19 protein-coding genes and 2 pseudogenes are annotated in these 16,522 nt (G+C 63.8%); 4 read left to right on the plus strand and 17 right to left on the minus strand.

Features of this window, described 5'->3' with window-relative positions; all coding sequences use genetic code 11:
* Positions 1-144: 144 nt before the first annotated feature.
* A complete protein-coding gene (locus IVB12_RS30170) occupies positions 145-465 on the plus strand; it encodes a hypothetical protein (protein ID WP_247304563.1) in 321 nt (106 codons plus the stop codon).
* Here the strand turns inward: IVB12_RS30170 and IVB12_RS30175 are convergent.
* From IVB12_RS30175 to IVB12_RS30210, 8 genes are all read right to left on the minus strand, one after another.
* Positions 438-1,388 carry a DUF1932 domain-containing protein gene (locus IVB12_RS30175; protein ID WP_247304629.1) on the minus strand — a complete coding sequence of 317 codons (951 nt, stop codon included), beginning with the start codon at positions 1,386-1,388 and terminating at the stop codon, positions 438-440. The two genes, IVB12_RS30170 and IVB12_RS30175, sit on opposite strands and share 28 nt — an antisense overlap.
* Positions 1,385-2,254 carry a hypothetical protein gene (locus IVB12_RS30180; RefSeq protein ID WP_247304565.1) on the minus strand — a complete coding sequence of 290 codons (870 nt, stop codon included), beginning with the start codon at positions 2,252-2,254 and terminating at the stop codon, positions 1,385-1,387. The genes IVB12_RS30175 and IVB12_RS30180 overlap by 4 nt, the downstream gene beginning before the upstream one ends.
* Before the next feature lie 21 nt (positions 2,255-2,275).
* Entirely contained in the window at positions 2,276-2,959 is a 684-nt protein-coding gene (locus tag IVB12_RS30185; RefSeq protein ID WP_247304568.1) for a 4-carboxy-4-hydroxy-2-oxoadipate aldolase/oxaloacetate decarboxylase, read from the minus strand.
* Positions 2,956-3,669: a PIG-L deacetylase family protein gene (locus IVB12_RS30190; RefSeq protein WP_247304571.1), complete on the minus strand. Its 714-nt coding sequence runs from the start codon at positions 3,667-3,669 to the stop codon at positions 2,956-2,958. Before IVB12_RS30190 ends, IVB12_RS30185 begins: the two co-directional genes overlap by 4 nt.
* Positions 3,670-3,736: 67 nt before the next feature.
* Entirely contained in the window at positions 3,737-5,038 is a 1,302-nt protein-coding gene (dctA, locus tag IVB12_RS30195) for a C4-dicarboxylate transporter DctA (RefSeq protein WP_247304574.1), read from the minus strand.
* Positions 5,035-5,913 (minus strand): amidohydrolase family protein, encoded by an 879-nt coding sequence (locus tag IVB12_RS30200; RefSeq protein ID WP_247304577.1) that lies wholly within the window; start codon positions 5,911-5,913, stop codon positions 5,035-5,037. The genes dctA and IVB12_RS30200 overlap by 4 nt, the downstream gene beginning before the upstream one ends.
* A 5-nt stretch (positions 5,914-5,918) precedes the next feature.
* Positions 5,919-6,251: an amidohydrolase family protein gene (locus IVB12_RS30205; RefSeq protein WP_247304578.1), complete on the minus strand. Its 333-nt coding sequence runs from the start codon at positions 6,249-6,251 to the stop codon at positions 5,919-5,921.
* A 92-nt stretch (positions 6,252-6,343) separates the two neighbouring features.
* The gene (locus IVB12_RS30210; RefSeq protein WP_247304580.1) at positions 6,344-7,054 is read right to left on the minus strand and encodes a TetR family transcriptional regulator; all 711 of its coding nucleotides are present in this window, start codon (positions 7,052-7,054) and stop codon (positions 6,344-6,346) included.
* Between the two features lie 116 nt (positions 7,055-7,170).
* On the opposite strand from IVB12_RS30210, the gene IVB12_RS30215 reads away from it, so the two are divergent.
* Positions 7,171-8,151, plus strand: a complete 981-nt coding sequence (locus IVB12_RS30215) for a tripartite tricarboxylate transporter substrate binding protein (protein ID WP_247304582.1) — start codon at positions 7,171-7,173, stop codon at positions 8,149-8,151.
* Between the two features lie 121 nt (positions 8,152-8,272).
* Here IVB12_RS30215 and IVB12_RS30220 read toward each other — a convergent pair whose 3' ends face one another.
* On the minus strand, positions 8,273-9,415 hold the full coding sequence (locus IVB12_RS30220; protein ID WP_247304584.1) for a mechanosensitive ion channel family protein: 1,143 nt from the start codon (positions 9,413-9,415) through the stop codon (positions 8,273-8,275).
* Between the two features lie 126 nt (positions 9,416-9,541).
* Between IVB12_RS30220 and IVB12_RS30225 the strand changes: the two genes are divergently transcribed.
* Positions 9,542-10,786, plus strand: coding sequence for a DUF763 domain-containing protein (locus IVB12_RS30225; RefSeq protein WP_247304586.1), 1,245 nt, complete (start codon positions 9,542-9,544; stop codon positions 10,784-10,786).
* Positions 10,787-10,822: 36 nt separating this feature from the next.
* Here the strand turns inward: IVB12_RS30225 and IVB12_RS30230 are convergent, their stop codons facing one another.
* From IVB12_RS30230 to IVB12_RS30265, 8 genes and pseudogenes are all read right to left on the minus strand, one after another.
* On the minus strand, positions 10,823-11,065 hold the full coding sequence (locus IVB12_RS30230; RefSeq protein ID WP_247304588.1) for a hypothetical protein: 243 nt from the start codon (positions 11,063-11,065) through the stop codon (positions 10,823-10,825).
* 33 nt (positions 11,066-11,098) lie between these two features.
* Positions 11,099-11,362, minus strand: coding sequence for a hypothetical protein (locus tag IVB12_RS30235; RefSeq protein ID WP_247276857.1), 264 nt, complete (start codon positions 11,360-11,362; stop codon positions 11,099-11,101).
* Positions 11,363-11,377: 15 nt separating this feature from the next.
* On the minus strand, positions 11,378-11,605 hold the full coding sequence (locus tag IVB12_RS30240) for a hypothetical protein (protein ID WP_247304590.1): 228 nt from the start codon (positions 11,603-11,605) through the stop codon (positions 11,378-11,380).
* A gap of 3 nt (positions 11,606-11,608) precedes the next feature.
* Positions 11,609-11,808, minus strand: a pseudogene (locus tag IVB12_RS30245) (hypothetical protein).
* A 14-nt stretch (positions 11,809-11,822) separates the two neighbouring features.
* A pseudogene (locus IVB12_RS30250) lies at positions 11,823-12,007 on the minus strand (hypothetical protein).
* Between the two features lie 142 nt (positions 12,008-12,149).
* On the minus strand, positions 12,150-13,418 hold the full coding sequence (locus tag IVB12_RS30255) for a cytochrome P450 (protein WP_247304594.1): 1,269 nt from the start codon (positions 13,416-13,418) through the stop codon (positions 12,150-12,152).
* A 107-nt stretch (positions 13,419-13,525) separates the two neighbouring features.
* Positions 13,526-13,846, minus strand: coding sequence for a hypothetical protein (locus IVB12_RS30260; RefSeq protein WP_247304597.1), 321 nt, complete (start codon positions 13,844-13,846; stop codon positions 13,526-13,528).
* A gap of 210 nt (positions 13,847-14,056) precedes the next feature.
* Entirely contained in the window at positions 14,057-14,830 is a 774-nt protein-coding gene (locus tag IVB12_RS30265) for a ferredoxin--NADP reductase (RefSeq protein ID WP_247304599.1), read from the minus strand.
* 156 nt (positions 14,831-14,986) lie between these two features.
* Between IVB12_RS30265 and IVB12_RS30270 the strand changes: the two genes are divergently transcribed.
* Positions 14,987-16,183, plus strand: coding sequence for an amidohydrolase family protein (locus tag IVB12_RS30270; protein WP_247304602.1), 1,197 nt, complete (start codon positions 14,987-14,989; stop codon positions 16,181-16,183).
* The last annotated feature ends 339 nt before the right edge of the window (positions 16,184-16,522 follow it).

A 16,522-nucleotide genomic window follows, 5' to 3' on the forward strand; every position in this document is an offset into this window, starting at 1 on the left:
ATTACTGGCTGCTTCCGTTCAATGTTACCGCTGACTCAATTCGGTAGAATCCCGGACCGTAACTCCACGCATTGCGAGGCCCGCCGCGCCGGTCATAACTAGGACTCGGACCGATCATTTGCGTGCGATCGGGAAAGTATCGATATGTTCAGCGCATTCAGCAGCATCGACCATCATTCCAAGCAGACCGGAACGCCCACCGACGCGGCGGTGAAGCGGCTCGACGGCATCGGCCACGTTCTTTCGGATCTCGATATTTCGGGGATCCGGACGCAGGATGATGTCAACCGGACGCTCTGGACGCTCGACGCCGCCGACAAATGCGTTCGCGCGGTGCTGGCCGAATTCCGCACGCAACCGGCCACGGAGCAACTCGCCCTCAAGTCCAGGAATCTGATTGACCTGATCGAACGCGCCCGCGACCAGGTCGTGAGCTTTCAGCTCCGTGGAACGATCTTGAGCTGATTATTTGCGCGATTGATCTTCGCGAGGATCCGATCCGCCTCGGTGCGCCAGTCAGCGCTACGGGCGAACTCCCTGGTGCCCTTGGTGCCGAACAGCCCTTCATCGGCGAGATCGGCCACCCAGGCCTGCCGCTCGGCGGTGCCCTGCGCGGACCAGGGCGTCAGTCCCGCCTCGCGCACGGTTTCGGCGACCTCCCGTACCTCCTCGGCGCGGCGGCGGCCGTGCTCGATCACACGCTGGAAGAAATAGGCGCCCTGCTTCTCCCAGTCGATCGCGGGGAAAGTTTCCGTAAGCGATGCCAGCACGGCATCTTCCACGCCATAGGCTCGCGCCGTGGTGAAGCTTTCGATGACCATGGCTTCCAGGCCCTTGATCATGATGCTGCGGCACATCTTCACCGCGGAGGACACGCCGAGCTTGTCGCTGGCAACCTTCGCCAAGAATCCGATCGCATTCAGGAGCGGCTCGAGTTCTCTCGCGCCCGCGCCGCCGAGCAGCAGCGGCACCTTGATGCGATACGGCGGCACCGAAGTCATCACTGCGCCTTCGACATAGCGACCGGCAGCGCCATCGATCAGTGCAGCAGCGCGCTGCTTGGCGCCCGGTGAAGCCGAATTGAAGTCCAGGAACCAGGTGCCTTGGTTGATCGCGCCTGCGCAGGCTTTTGCCACCGGAACAGCCTGGCTGGCCGTGACCGCGGAGATGATGAAATCGGACTTCGCGGTCAGCTCGGCATGAGAGCCTGCGAGCACCACGCCGAATTTCGCGGCATGCTCCTCCAGTGAAGCGCTCTGCTCGCCTCCGAGCTTGATGTCGTAGGCAGATACCTTGATGTCCTGCTGGCGCAAATCCTCGGCCAAGATCCTGCCGACCTCGCCATAGCCAACCAGCCCGACCTGCCATCGCCTCGGATCCGCCATCAGTTCAGCCCTCGTGTCGTTTCGTCAAAGAGCTCCTCGACCGCGTAGCGGCGCGGAATCAGCGCCTGCTGGAACGCGTAATCGACGATCAGTTCCAATGGTTTCCTGTTCGCTTCGATGCCAAATGGAATGAGATCCGGCAAGGCCGCAGGTCCCACCTGCTCCTTGTTCCGCTTGAGCAGATCATAAACGCCTACGACGATATCGGGACGCGATTTGGCGAGTTGCTCGGTCATGACCACGAGATGATTGACCGGCACGACGCCGCGCCGGGCATACCATTTGGCGGCTTCCGCGGCCGGATCGGGGAATAGCGGCTTCAGCTTGGGATCGACCGAGCTCTCGCCAAGCACCGCGTCTAGCTCGCCGTCGACCAGCATCTGGAGAATCTTCTTGTCTTTCGGGGCGCGCTCGGTGATGTCGACATATTCGGCGACATGCGGATCCTCGAACGTCACCCACCGGATCTTGTCGAGCTTGACGCCGTAGTCGTTGGCGAGAATGCCCCTGATCCAAGCGCCGGTCGTCGTTGTGAAGGACCGAATGCCCACGCACTTGCCTTCGAGGTCGGACGGGCCGAGCGTTCCTCGCGCGGGATTGTACAGCGCGTAGGCATGCTGGAAGCGGCCGAGAATGGTGGCCGGCAGCAGCACCAGCGGCTTGCCGTGCGCCTTCGCCATCAGATAGGTCACGATGGCCATCTCGCAGACATCGAAGGCCTGCCCGCGCACCATCGGCTTGAACGCGGTGTTGGTCGGGCTGTACTCGATGAACTCGAGATCGAACAGGTCGGAGCGGAGCGCGCCGCTCTTCACCGCCTGGACATGGGGATGACTGCCGAGCACGGCCTTCAGCTTGAGACGATCCATCCGCCCGCTCCTGCCGTTGCCTCAAACGTCCTCGGGATTGTCGACATAGACGAGCCCGGCTTTGGCCAGAGCCTCGCGCATGCTGTACATGTCGAGACCGAGTTCGCCCGAGGCGAGACGCTTGCGCTTGCCGCCTTCCTCGGCATTGCGCTTTCTCGCCTTCTCGGCGACTTCGGGCGCGTACCGCTTCGGCACCACGACGACGCCGTCGTCGTCAGCCACGATGATGTCACCGGGATCGACATTGACGCCGGCGCAGACCACGGGGACATTGACCGAGCCGAGCGTCGCCTTCACCGTGCCCTTGGCCGAGACTGCGCGCGACCACACCGGAAACTTCATCTCATGCAGCGCTCTGACATCGCGGCAGCCGGCATCGATGATCAATCCCTGCACGCCGCGCGCCCTAAGCGAGGTCGCCAGCAATTCGCCGAACATGCCGTCAGTATTGTCGGTGGTGCAGCCGACGACGAGGATGTCGCCCTTCCTGCACTGCTCCACCGCGACATGGATCATCCAATTGTCGCCGGGCTGCGCCAGCACGGTGACCGCGGGACCCGCAATCGCCGCGCCCGCCCAGACCGGCCGCAAATATGGCTTCATCAGGCCGGTGCGACCATAGGCTTCATGTACGGTCGAAACGCCGTATTCCGCCATGCCGGCGGGATCGGCACGCTTGATGTTGCGAACGACGACCGGTTTCATGCGAGTTCCTCCGCGACGGTCGGAAACAGACGCTGATAGGCCTCGCCATAGGTCATGGGCACGCCGGTGTTGCGGCTGCCCTGGATGCCTCGGTTGAGCGCGACGCGCTCGTAATAGCCCCACAGATGCTTTTGCGCGGCCAGGATCTGGAACGCCTCGTACTTCTCCTTCCAGACCTCGTCGATCTTGAGGAGCAGGTCCGGCTTGTAGTTGCACTGCTCCGGCTGGTGTGGCTCGAACAGGAACACCGGCGGCGCCGAGTATTTGTACTGCGCGCCGGGCTTATGGCCCATCGCCTGCGCGACCACGCGGGTCTCCTGCGCGAAATGCGCAGCGTTGGGATGGTCGAAATTATAGGGGTCCTCCAGCGCGTGCGTCAGCACGAAGTTCGGATTGAGCTCGCGGTAGATGTCGACCATGCGATCAAAATGCGCTTCGGTGAGCTTCAGCGGATAATCGCCGCAGTCGAAGAACTCGATCTCGGCACCTAACAGCTTTGCCGCCCGCTCCGCCTCGTCCTTGCGGCCGGCCTTGACCGATTCCAGCGTCGCCCCCCTCTCCTTCCAGGCGAACTGGCTCTCGCCGCGCTCGCCAAAGGACATGCAAACGATCTTCATGCGATAGCCCTTCTTCGCATGCAGCGCGATGGCGCCGCCGGCGCGCCAGACGAAATCGCCGGGATGGGCGGTGATCACGAGACCAGTTTTCATCGGACAAACTCCCCTTTTTCGTTTGTACGCATCATAGGCCGTCTGCCCCAGGCAGGAAGCCGGTTCATCAAGCCGCGGCGGCCGCTTGCTCCTCGCCGTCGAGCACATGCCGGAGGCGCTCGCCATCGAGCGCGCCTTCCCATTTGGCAATTGCGATCGTCGCAACCGCGTTCCCGATCAGATTGGTCGGCGTCAGCCCCTGCGACATCAGGCGATGGATGCCGAGCACCAGCGCGACGCTGGTCACCGGAATGGTGCCGGTGGCCGACAGCGTCGCCGCCAGCACGACGAAGGCCGCGCCCGCAATCCCCGCCGCGCCCTTGGAGGTCACGAGAAGGATCAGCAGCAGCTCGATCTGCTCGGCAAGGCCGAACGGCGTGTTGGTCGCCTGTGCCAGGAAAACCGAGGCAGCGGCAAGATAGAGGCAGGTGCCGTCGAGATTGAAGGAATAGCCGGTCGGGATCACAAGTCCGACGACGCTCTTCTCGCAACCGGCCTTTTCCAGCTTGGTCAGCATCCGCGGCAACACCGTTTCCGATGATGTCGTGGCGATGCAGATAAGCAGCTCTTCCCAGATATAGCGGATCAGCTTGACCAGCGAGAAGCCGCAGAGCCGCGCCACGGGGCCGAGCGCCACGATGATGAAGACCACGCAGGTGAGGTAGAAGCCCCCCAGCAGCTTGCCGAGCGAGGCGAGCGAGCCCACGCCGAACTTGCCGACCGTAAAGGCGATAGCGCCGAACGCGCCGATCGGCGCCGCCCGCATTACCAAGCCGACGACGGCGAACACCATCTTGGCGGCGATGTCGATCAGATGCACCAGCGGCGCGGCACGCTCGCCGAGCTGCACCAGGGCAAAGCCGCACAGTACGGAGATGAACAGCACCTGGAGAATGTTGCCCTCGGCAAAGGCGCCGACGAACGTCGCGGGCACGATGTTCATCAGGAACGGCACGAATCCGATCGCGCCGGTCTGCCTGACATAGGGCTCGATGGCGCTGGCATTGATGCTGGCGGGATCGATGTTCATGCCGACGCCGGGCTTGAGCAAATTCACCGCGACGAGACCGATGATTAGCGCGATCGTGGTCATGACCTCGAAATAGACGATCGCCTTCACCGCAACGCGCCCGACGCGCGCCATGTCGGCCATGTGCGCGATACCGTGCACGACGGTGCAAAAGATGATCGGCGCGATCAGCATCCGGATCGCCTTGATGAAGGCATCCCCGAGCGGCTGCATCTTGGCGCTCGCCTCGGGACTGGCGATCCCAAGCGCGATGCCGGCCGCCATGGCGATGAGCACCTGGATCCAGAGCTCCTTCCACCAGGCGCGGCCGCGCGGCTTTTCGATCGCGAGCGCCGTCATTGGTCGAACCCAAACAGGCGCGCGGGATTATCGACCAGAATCTTCTGCTGGAACTCCACCTCCGGCGCGAACAGCGGGATCAGGTCGACAAGGTCACCGTCGTTCGGCATCACCTTGACGTTCGGATGAGGCCAGTCGGTGCCCCAAATGACGCGATCGGGCGCGGTCTCGACGATCTTGCGCGCGAACGGCACCGCGTCCGTGAACGGCGGACCGGCCGAGGACACCCGCTCCGAGCCGCAGATCTTGACCCAGCATTTTTCGTCGCGCTGCATCAGTTCGACCAAAATCCTGAACGGAAGCTGGTCGAGCCCATCGGAGGTCTTCACCCGTCCCATGTGGTCGATGGTGTAGCTCAGCGGCAGCCTTGCCAGCATGTCGGCATATTCGGGCAAGTCGATCGCGTCAAAATGCAGATCGATATGCCAGCCGAGCGGCGCGACCATAGCGATGACGCGGTCGAACACGCTCTTATCGGGGACGCCGCCGAGATGGCGGACGAAATTGAAACGGCAGCCGCGGAAGCCGCCCTCGTGCAGCACGCGAAGCCCGCGCTCGGTGATGGTGTCGTCGATGTTTGCGACCGCGCGATAGGCGCCGTTGCTCTGCGCGAGAGCGTCCAGCGCTACCGTGTTGTCGGTGCCGTGCACGCTGGCATTGACGATGACGGCGCGCTCGACGCCGAGCTTGACATGCAGCGCGCGGAATTCCTCCAGCGGCGCATCGGGCGGCGTGTAGGAGCGGTCTGGCGCGTACGGATATTTCGCGCCGGGACCGAAGATATGGCAATGCGCGTCGCAAGCCAGCCTTGGCAGCTTGAATTTCGGCCTACGCGTGTTTGGGTCTGGCGGCGGAATGGTCGGCGTGTACATCATGATCTTCAGCTGGCATCGGTCACGAGGCGATTGTCGGTGCCGTGAACGGTGGCATTGACGATGACGCTGCGTTCGACCCCGATCTTCTCGTGCACGCTGCGGAATGCCTCCAGCGGCGCATCGGCCGTGTTGTAGCGTCGCTTTTCCGCGAAGGGGTAACGCGACGCGGGCCCGAAGATGTGGATGTGGCTATCGCAAGATTTCGCTGGCAGCTTGAACGACGGCGTCTTGGGATTTGCATCCGGCGGCGCGATCGTGGGGATCGCCTTCGGCTCGGCGCCTTGCGCGCGTGCTTCATTCGCAAGCGCCGCTCCGGCCAGGCCAGTCAAGAGATGCAAGCACTCCCGCCTATTCATGTCCTCAACACCCCGTCACATGGTCCACTTGCGAGCTGAAGCGCAAGGCCGCGCCTCCCCTCGTGCGGCTTCTTTCAAGTCTTGCTGCTGACGACCGGCCGCCGCCGCACCGGCGCGGCTTGATCCAGCGCGGGCGCCTGGAACGCGGCAACGGTGGCCTGCACCAATTGCTCGATGGCATTGGCGGCATCGCCGCCGTCGGCCTCACCGCGCGACAGGCGCGACACGCGCTCCGGCGTCACCAGTGAATAATAGAGTGCACCCAGCAGGAAATGGCTGCGCCAGACGATGTCGGTGCGCGGAATGTGTGGCAGACTCTCGTGAATCGCGTCGATGAAGGCGTGGCTGGTGTCGTCAAACGTCTGCGCGATGATTTTTCGTGCGACCTCGTTGCCTTCCGCCGACATCACGGCGCGCAGCCGCGTGAAGCGCGCGCCGCCGCCGGCGAGATCGCTGCCCGAGGTGAAGGCCGGCACCACATAAGCGCGCACGATCGCCTCCAGCCGATCCTGGAGATCGCGCACGCGCTTGGCGGCCGCGAGCAGTTCGGATCGGCGCAAATTCATCGGCCCGCAATGGCGCCGATAGATCTCCAGCAGCAGGCCGTCCTTGGTCTTGAAATGATAGGTCACGCTGCCGGGATTGGCCCCGGCAGCCTGCGCGATGTCGCGCACCGACACAGCATTGAAGCCGTTGGTGGCGAACAGCTCCTCGGCCGCGGCAAGGATCGCCTCGCGCATGTTCGGCTTGCGGGCCGTTTCCCTGCTGGTGGACTTGCGTACCATGCGATTTGTACTATCGTACAAAAGATCAAGTCTCGTCAACAAAAACAACGGGCGGCATCCGCGGCGGCCTGGAGGCCGCCGGCAGGCGGCCGAATGCCCTCAAGGAGTGCTGGGAGATGCAGGGTTTGAACAAGAAGATCGGCGGTTTGATGCTGTGTGCCGGTCTGCTGCTGGCGGGCGGCGCCGCGCAGTCCGCCGACAATTATCCGAGCAAGCCGGTCCACATTCTGGTCCCCTACGCCGCCGGCGGTGCGGTGGACGTGCTCGCGCGCACGCTGGGCCAGGCGCTGGCCAAGACCTGGGGCCAGCAGCCCGTGATCGACAACCGCCCGGGCGCAGGCGGCATCGTTGCCTCGCAGGCGCTGACGCAGGCCGCGCCGGACGGATACACGTTGATCCTGGTCGCGAGCGGTCATCCTCTCAATCAGTTCATCTATCCGAGCGTGCCCTACGACACGTTCAAGGATTTTACCGCGATCACCGAGCTCGCTTCCTCGCCGCTCGCGATCGTCGTCGCCAAGGACAGCCCCTACAGGACGCTTGGCGATCTCCTCACCGCGGCGAAGAAGGAGCCGGACAAGCTCTCCTACGGCATGTCCGGCAACGGCACCTCGGCGCATCTGGCCGGCGAGCTGCTCAAATACATGTCGGCTAGCAAGATCGTGGCGATCCCTTACAAGGGCGGCGCACCGGCGCTGACGGCGGTGATCGCCGGCGAGATTCCGCTCAGCATCAATCCGCTCGCGGAAGCGATCGGCCAGCTCGAAGGCGGCCCGGTGCGCGCACTCGCGGTGACCTCGGCCGAGCGCTCCAAGGCGCTGCCGGATGTTCCGACCGTCACGGAAGCCGGCGTGCCCGGCTACGACGTCTCGGTCTGGTGGGGCGTGCTCGGTCCGGCGAAGATGCCGCCGGAGATCGTCGCCAAGCTTGAAACCGACCTGAAGGCGGCGCTGCAGGATCCGAGCGTCCTGTCGACGCTCGACAAGATCGGCGCCACCCCGGTCGGCTCCTCCGCCAAGGACTTTGACACCTATATGCATGCCGAGGCGGCGAAGTGGGAGCCGCTGCTGAAGGCCGCCAACATCCGCGCCCAGTGAGGCTGTTCGCACGAGAATCGCACTAGGCGCCTCGCGCACCGCCCTGCTCAGCACGCCCGCGCGCGCCGACGGCGAAGACGCGCGAGTACCAGCCTCCGGCCAGCAAGAACGGACGCGCCGGTCAGTTATGGGCCCTCGCCCGCATTTTCTCCGGCGGCGCGGCGCGCCGCGGCAAATCGGCATCATCGTCACCCGAGGGGATCAGGATCGCACGCTCGCGCGGCAGTGCCTCCGGCATCTCGTCGCGGATGAAGGCCACCAGCTTCTCTCTGATCTCGCAGCGCAGGTCCCAAGATTGCGGCGCATTGCGCGCGCTGACCAGCGCGCGAAGCTCGATTGTGCGCGAATCTGCGTCGATCACCTGGAGATTGACCACGGCGCCGTCCCAGAGCTTGGACTCCTTCACCGCCTCCTCCAGCCAACGCCTGATGCGCGCCACATCGGCACGGTAATCGACATGGAGCCCGACCACACCGATCAGCGAGGCGGTGTCGCGCGTCCAGTTCTGAAACGGCTTTTCGATGAAATAGGACAGCGGCACCACCATACGGCGCCAATCCCACAGCCGGATCACGACATAGGTCGAGGCGATGTCCTCGACCCATCCCCACTCGTTCTCGATGATCACGGCATCCTCGATGCGGATCGGCTGGGTAATGGCGATCTGCAAGCCCGCGATCAGATTGCTCAGCAGCGGCCGCGCGGCAAGACCGACGATGATACCGGCGGCACCGGCGGAGGCGAACAGGCTGACGCCATATTGCCTCACCGAATCGAACGTCATTAACGCGGTGGAGACCGTGATGACGACAATGATGGTGTCGGTGACGCGCTTGAACACGCGGACTTGCGTGACGTGCTTGCGCGCGATGAAATTCTCGGTGACGTCGCGAAAATTCTGCAAGTATCGCGCCGCACTCATGTCGACGATCCGGATCGAGATCCAGCCGATCAACGCGATGACGGCCACGACGAACAGGCGCATCAGCGGCGTGCGGATCGTATCGTCGAGCGGCGCAAGGGGCAGGACCAGTGCGACGGCAGCCAGACACAGCGCCAGCTGGGCCGGGCCGGACGTGCGCTCGATGAACACACTCAGGAGCGGAAGCCGGGTTCCGAAAGCGCGATTGAGCAGCCAAACAGCGAACCGATAGAACGACAGAGCAAGCATCATCGCGCCGGCGACCAAGCCGAGGCCGATGAACCATGAGGGTATCCAGCCGAACATCCTGTCGATGTCGGCCATAAGGGTCTGCCAATTCATTGCTGTCCCTGACCTTACGTACGCGTCAGCGCTCAACGCCTGCCGCCCAGCTTCGCTCCCCTAGCTCGTGCAACGCAGCATTCCGCTGGTGCAACCGCTGGCGAATTGAGCTAATTTGAGGCGCCCATGACTCGACGTAGCGGCAGCGCCGATCTTCCCTTGCACAGCGGACGTGTTCCGCCGTGGCTGGCAAGCCGTATGGCCTCGTTGGGCGCAATCGTCACTCAGGCGATCGTGCATCATTACGGACGCGACGCGTTCATGCAGCGGCTGTCGCATCCGTTCTGGTTCCAGTCGTTTGGCGCAGTTATGGGGATGGACTGGCACTCCTCCGGCATCACGACCTCCGTGATCGGCGCCCTGAAGCGTGGACTCGGACCGCTCCAGGACGAGCTCGGCATCTATGTCTGCGGCGGCCGCGGCCAGCATTCACGCAAGACACCGGACGAGCTGTTGCAGCTCGGCGAGCGCGTCGGCTTCGACGGCGCAATGCTGGTGCGTGCCAGCCGCCTGGTGGCGAAGGTCGACAGCGCGGCTGTGCAAGACGGCTTCGACCTCTATCTCCATGGCTTCTTCGTCACCGCAGAGGGCAAATGGACGGTGGTGCAGCAGGGCATGAACGGCGACAAGCGGCAGGCCCGCCGCTACCACTGGCATTCCGAGGCGCTGAAGAGTTTTGTCGATACACCCCACACTGCGATCGACGGTCCCAAGCAAGGCGAGATCGTCAACCTCACCGACCATCGCGCTGATGTCTCGCGCACCGCGCAGCTCGAGCTGTTGAGAGGTCTTGGCCCGGATCGCATTGTCTCCGAGTTCGAACGACTCACCGGCCTCGAGCCGGCGCAGGCCATGCTGCCGCATCTGATCATGCCCGCGCATCACGACGTCCGCCCCAAGGACGTGTTCGCACGACGCTTGCACGGCACCCTGGCCGCCGCGGCCGAGCGCGGCCCGGTCGATTTCCCGGAGCTGTTGCTGACGCCCGGCGTCGGTGCGCGCACCGTGCGCTCACTTGCGATGGTCGCCGAGGTCGTGCACGGCGCACCCTATCGTTTCAACGATCCCGCGCGCTTTTCGCTCGCCCATGGCGGCAAGGACCGACATCCCTACCCGGTTCCGATCAAGGTCTATGACGAAACTATCCGAGTGCTGAAGGGCGCGATTCAGAACGCCAAGCTCGGTCGCGAGGAGGAAATGCAGGCGATCAAGCGGCTCGACGACCAGGCGCGGCGGCTGGAGCGGACCGCGCAGGGCCCCTCGGTCGAGGCCTACATCGCCGGCGAGCGTGCTGCCTCGCCCGACCTCGACGGCCGCTCCGTGTTCGGTTGGGAGCGCGATCCGGCGCCGACCAAAAAGCGGACCGGCTGAACCGGTCCACGAGTTGCTCGGGAGGAGGGCCACTTCTTAGGTCTCGTCGGTCTCCGGCTCATCGTCGAGCCGGTTGGCTGCATGGTCCTGATACTGCTCGGTCTGGATGAACTTGCCATCCATGCCGCGGATGTCCGAATGCTGTGCCTTGTCGCGGTTTGACAGCACCATGTTGTCGCCGATCTTGTCCTTCGGGATTTCGGCCATGGCGCCAGTGCCATCGCCCTTGCCATGCATTCCCGATCTGAAGTGCGTCTTGCTGCCGTGCCCTGCTGGCATCGGTTTCTCCTCTTGCAGTGATCTTCCGAAGACTTAGTGCTTCTGTTGCGCCGGCATTGGCTTCGGCGGCTTGTGGCCGCTCTGGCCGGAATCGTTGTGCTTGTTGTGGTCGCTCTCCTGATTGAGGCCGCCGCGACTTACTGCGTATTCGCTGTGCCTGGCTTCCGAGCGCGCGCGATGAACAGCAGCGTCCTCGGCATTATGGCCGATGGCCTGATCGAGCTCCCGCGCGTCGGGAACATCGGGCTTGCGCTCGAGAATGCGAACCTGCTGCTCGTGGGTCTTCTTGCCTTGCATTGCTGTTCTCCGGACCTACCGGCGCCTTCGGTGCGCGCCGCCATGTGCGACGTCCTTGTCGATGCCGCCGCCGACGCCCACATCATTCTCGCGATCGCCTTCGATTGTGTTCTCACCGAAAGCATCTTCGAGGTCGTCGGGTGACGCGCCCGCCATTGTCGCTCCCTTGGATCCTCCGATCAGGGGATTTTCGCGCATGTCCTTATCGCTAGGCATGTACAACTTGGGTTGCTTGCTGCTCATGAACTACCTGCCTCCGCCCTTTCCGGCTTCATCGTGCCTGTGATGGGAATCGCGCTCGCCGCCTCCGCCGGAGATCCGGCTGTGGCTGCGCTGCAAATCGTCCGCCGGCGGTTTCTTCACGTCCACGGGGCCTTCGCATTCTCGTGCGAAGCGCCAGGTCCGCCCTGACGAATGCTGTTTGGTGTCTTGGTGGATGTCGACATGAATGTCGTCCTCCTCAGCGATCTTGCTGATAGCCTTGATTGTCGTGTTCTGCTTGATGTTGCCCTGCTGTCCCTGCTGGTCCGGATTTTCCACGCGCTGTTGGCCGTGCGGGATCCGATCCGCCGACACTTGCTTGGCGTCGCCAGTTCCCTTCGGGCTCTGATTATCCGGTGGGACAGGTGGCATCTTGCTGGCCATGATCTTGTCTCCGTTAAGACGTCGACCTGCGACGCGGCCAAGGAACTCGTCGCCGCGTTCAAGGTCGTGATGATAACAGGGCCAGCGGCATGCCGTTCCTGACTGATCACGTTCGGCAAAGATTTTCCGAAAGATCGCCGACTCAGCTGGCCGCGGTGAGGGAACGATCAATCATCGCTTCGGCGCGCGCCGCCTCTGTTCCGCGGCCTTCAGTCGAGACGGGAAGTTTCGCAATCGCACGCAAACCCGGCCGCCTGCGCCAGCGGACCTCGGCCGGATCGATGGCCAAGGCAAGCTTTGGCCATCGTACGAACAGCGCTTCGAGCGCGCACGCCGCCTCGATGCGCGCGAGCTGGTGGCCGAGGCAGAAATGGATCCCCGTCCCGAACGAGATGTGACGGTTCGGCCTGCGCGCGAGATCGAGGCGTTCCGGGCGATCGTGCACCGTAGGATCCATGTTCGCCGCGGCGAGCATCGCCATGACGCGATCGCCCTTCTTCAGGCGCACGCCTTCGACGTCGAGATCCCGCCGCACATAACGTGGCTTTGAGAATTGCACTGGCGAGACGAAGCGCAGGAACTCTTCGACGGCAAGCCCGACGCGACTCCAGTCCTCTTCGAGCCAATCGCGCAACCCGGGATGCCGGAGCAGTTCGAACGCCGAGCCGCTGATGAGATGCGTGGTGGTCTCCGATCCGGCCGCAAGCAGCAGAAAGACCATCGAAACCATTTCATCCGGCGTGATCTGGCCGCCCTCGCGCTCAACCTGGACCAGCTCTGCGATCAGGCCTTCGCCGCCTTGAACACGTGCGATCTGCAACTGCCGCTCGAGGTAGGCGCGCATCTTGCGGAACGCGAACAGCAGCCGGAAAAAGCTGACCACATTGGTCAGCGAGGACATCGTGTTGGCCCAGGCGATGAATCTCGGACGGTCGGCCGGAGGCAGGCCCAGGAGTTCGGAGATCACCGCAAGCGGCAGGATACGCGCGTAGCGCTGAACCAGATCGGCCGGGCTTCCGTTCGCAAAGAGCTCGTCGGCGAGACCGTCGGCAATAGTGCGGATGCGCGGCTCCATCGCGACGACGGAGCGCCGACGAAAGGCCTCGTCCACGATGCCGCGGAGTCTCGTGTGATCCGGCTCGTCCATCGTCAGCATGTTGTTGGCGATGGTCCTGACGTATCTCGGCATCCACCAGCGCAGACCAGCGACGTCGCCATCCTCCCTTCGCAACGTGAACGTCGCGCCGTCCTTCAGGACCCGCGCGGTGGCGTCATGGGTTGTGGTGATCCAGACGTCGCCGACGAGAGGAAATCGCGTCGCGACCACGGGGCCAGACATGCGCAGCGTCGCAATCGCCTTGGGCGGATCGCGAAAGAAGGCCTCGCTGGTGAAATCGAGGCGCGCGGTCATAGGTTCACCGGAGTGATTGCTGGCGTCTCACCGAGATGGTGCACGGCGCGGGCCGTGCAAGGGCCGAACGCGCCCACCGCTTCAGTCGCAAGTGTCGAGAGACGCGCCTACCCGCGTCCTGGAGATCGCTGCCCGGTCTTGCGCTGCTGCGTGTAGGCGTCCCAATGGCTCCAGCTGCCATTGCTGAGGCTTTGCAGGTCGGTCGCGAGCGGTCGGCGCGTGCGCTTGTCGTGATCGGCGATCACGCGCTCGGACTGCGCGATCTTGCGCTTGAGTTCCGCGATGGTCTTCTGGGTTTGACCGTTCCGCTTCGACGAGGCGATCTCGCCCATCGTGAAGCGCGCGGTCTCCAGCGCCTTCAACTCGGCGCGGTTCTTCTTCAACTGGACCCGGTGCCAGGCGATGTTGCTGTCGCTGTCCGCAACCATGTGGGAACTCCGCTGATTCGCTCCCACATAGTATCGTGCGCCGAATCGGCGCCGCAACGGGCGCCCGACGGCGAAAATGCGACCTTATTGGGCAGGAATTACGGGCCTAGAACGTTTTCGAGGGAGGTGGAGACCGGTCCTCGTAAAGAAACCGCGTCAAAATAAGAATCTGGAGCCCCGTTCCGATGCGCATCGGAACGGAAATGGGCTTTAGCGCTCGGCAAAGGCCTTTTCGACCACGAACTGGGCCGGCTCGCCGTGATTGCCCTCCATGAGGCCGCGTTCACCCAGCAGGACGCGCGTGTCCGCGACCAGCGCTGGACTGCCGCAGATCATGACGCGGTCGTGGGCAGCTTCCAGCGCCGGGAGACCGATGTCGCTGAACAGCTTGCCCGAGGTGATGAGGTCGGTGATGCGGCCGCGATTGCGGAACGGATCGCGCGTGACGGTCGGATAGTAGATCAGCTGATTGCGGATGTACTCGCCGATCAGTTCGTCCTTCGGCAGCGTGTCGGTGATCATCTCGCCATAGGCGAGCTCCTTGACGTGCCGGCAGCCGTGCAGCAGCACCACTTTCTCGAAGCGCTCGTAGGTTTCAGGATCCTTGATCACGCTCAGGAACGGCGCGAGGCCCGTGCCGGTGCCGATGAGGTAGAGGTTTCGGCCCTCTTCCAGGGTGTCGATCACCAGCGTGCCGGTGGCTTTGCGGCTGACGATGATCTCGTCGCCTTCCTTCAAATGCTGAAGCCGCGAGGTCAGCGGACCATCCGGCACCTTGATCGAGAAGAACTCCAGCGTGTCCTCGTAATTGGCGCTGGCGACGCTGTAGGCCCGCAGCAGGGGCTTCTCGCCGACCTTGAGGCCGATCATGGTGAACTCGCCGTTGCGGAAACGGAAGGTCGGGCTGCGGGTGGTCTTGAAGGAGAACAGCGTGTCCGTCCAGTGGTGGACGCTCAAAACGCTTTCCTGATTGAAATTGCTCATCACACCTTCCCTGTCGCTTCCATGCGGTTCCGAGGCGGGCAGCTATGCGTCGTTTGTACACGATCATTCGTATACTAATGAATAATCCGGCTTGATCCCGCGGTCAAGGCTGCCCAAGATCGGCAGCGTTGCAGCTAGGAATAAGGAGCCCCTTCCATGGCGCATGACGCACCCCAGGCCACCGGACCCTCAAAGCTCGTGATCCGGAATATCGGCCTGATCCTGTCCGGCGCCCTGGAAAAGCCCATCCTGGACGGCGACACCATCGTTGCCGAGAACGGCAAGATCACCGCGATCGGCCGCTTCAAGGACGTCGACACGGAAGGCGCGACGACGATCGTCGACGCCCACGGCACCACGGTCGCGCCGGGCCTGATTGACAGCCACGTCCACCCTGTTGCGGGCGACTGGACGCCGCGGCAGAACCAGATCAACTGGATCGACAGCTACCTGCATGGCGGCGTCACCACCATGATCTCGGCCGGCGAAGTGCACACGCCCGGCCGTCCCCGCGACGTTGTCGGCCTCAAGGCGATGGCGGTGTTCGCCCAGCGCGCGTTCTGGACCTTGCGCCCCGGCGGCGTGAAGGTTCACGCCGGCGCGCCGGTGATCGAATGCGAGATGGTCGAGGAGGATTTCAAGGAGATGGCCGCCAATGGCGTCAAACTGCTCGGCGAAGTCGGTCTCGGTGGCGTCAAGGACGGCCCGACGGCACGCAAGATGGTCGGCTGGGCGCGCAAATACGGCATCCAGAGCACCATCCACACCGGCGGCCCCTCGATCCCCGGCTCCGGCCTGATCGACAAGGACGTGGTGCTGGAGGCCGACACCGACGTGGTCGGTCACATCAATGGCGGCCACACGGCGCTCCCCGACGACCAAATCCGCTGCATCTGTGAGGGCTGCAAGCGCGGCCTCGAGCTCGTGCACAACGGCAACGAGCGCTCGGCTTTGTTCACGCTGCGCACCGCGCGCGAGATGGGCGATCTCCACCGCGTCATCCTCGGCACCGACGCGCCGGCCGGCTCCGGCGTGCAGCCGCTCGGCATTTTGCGCATGGTGTCGATGCTGTCCTCGCTCGGCGAGCTGCCGGCCGAGATCGCCTTCTGCCTAGCCACCGGCAACACCGCGCGCATGCGCGAGCTCGATTGCGGCCTGATCGAGGTGGGCCGCTCCGCCGACTTCGTCATCATGGACAAGGCGCAGCACTCGCCGGGCAAGACCATTTTGGAGAGCGTGCAGCTCGGCGACCTCCCGGGCATCGGCATGACCATCATCGACGGTATCGTGCGCACCCAGCGCAGCCGCAATACCCCCCCGGCGGGCAAGGTGCCGGAGCTGGTGACGAAGTAAGCCAAGGAAATGGTGTGGTAGGGTGGCCAAAGCGGAGCGTGCCCACCAATCACAGTCATGAGACGAAGGTGGGCACGGCGCTTTGCGCCTTTGCCCACCCTTGTATTAGCCTGATCGGTTATGTTGAGCCGTTCCGTGAGGAATGGCCCAGCCCGGGTGGCCGCCCGAGCTGGGTCGCCGTTCGATCGGATCGGTGCCCACCGAAGCCTTGAGGGCTGTCTGGCGTAGCGAGATCGCGATCGGCACTTCATCGGGACCCGAATGGTTGAACGAACTTTAGGTTCGCATAACAAGGGAGGGATCGACGAAGATGGCCAAGCATAGCACGGTCTGTGCCGG

The sequence above is a fragment of the Bradyrhizobium sp. 179 genome, from assembly GCF_023073535.1.
In the GTDB taxonomy this organism is placed as follows: Bacteria; Pseudomonadota; Alphaproteobacteria; order Rhizobiales; family Xanthobacteraceae; genus Bradyrhizobium.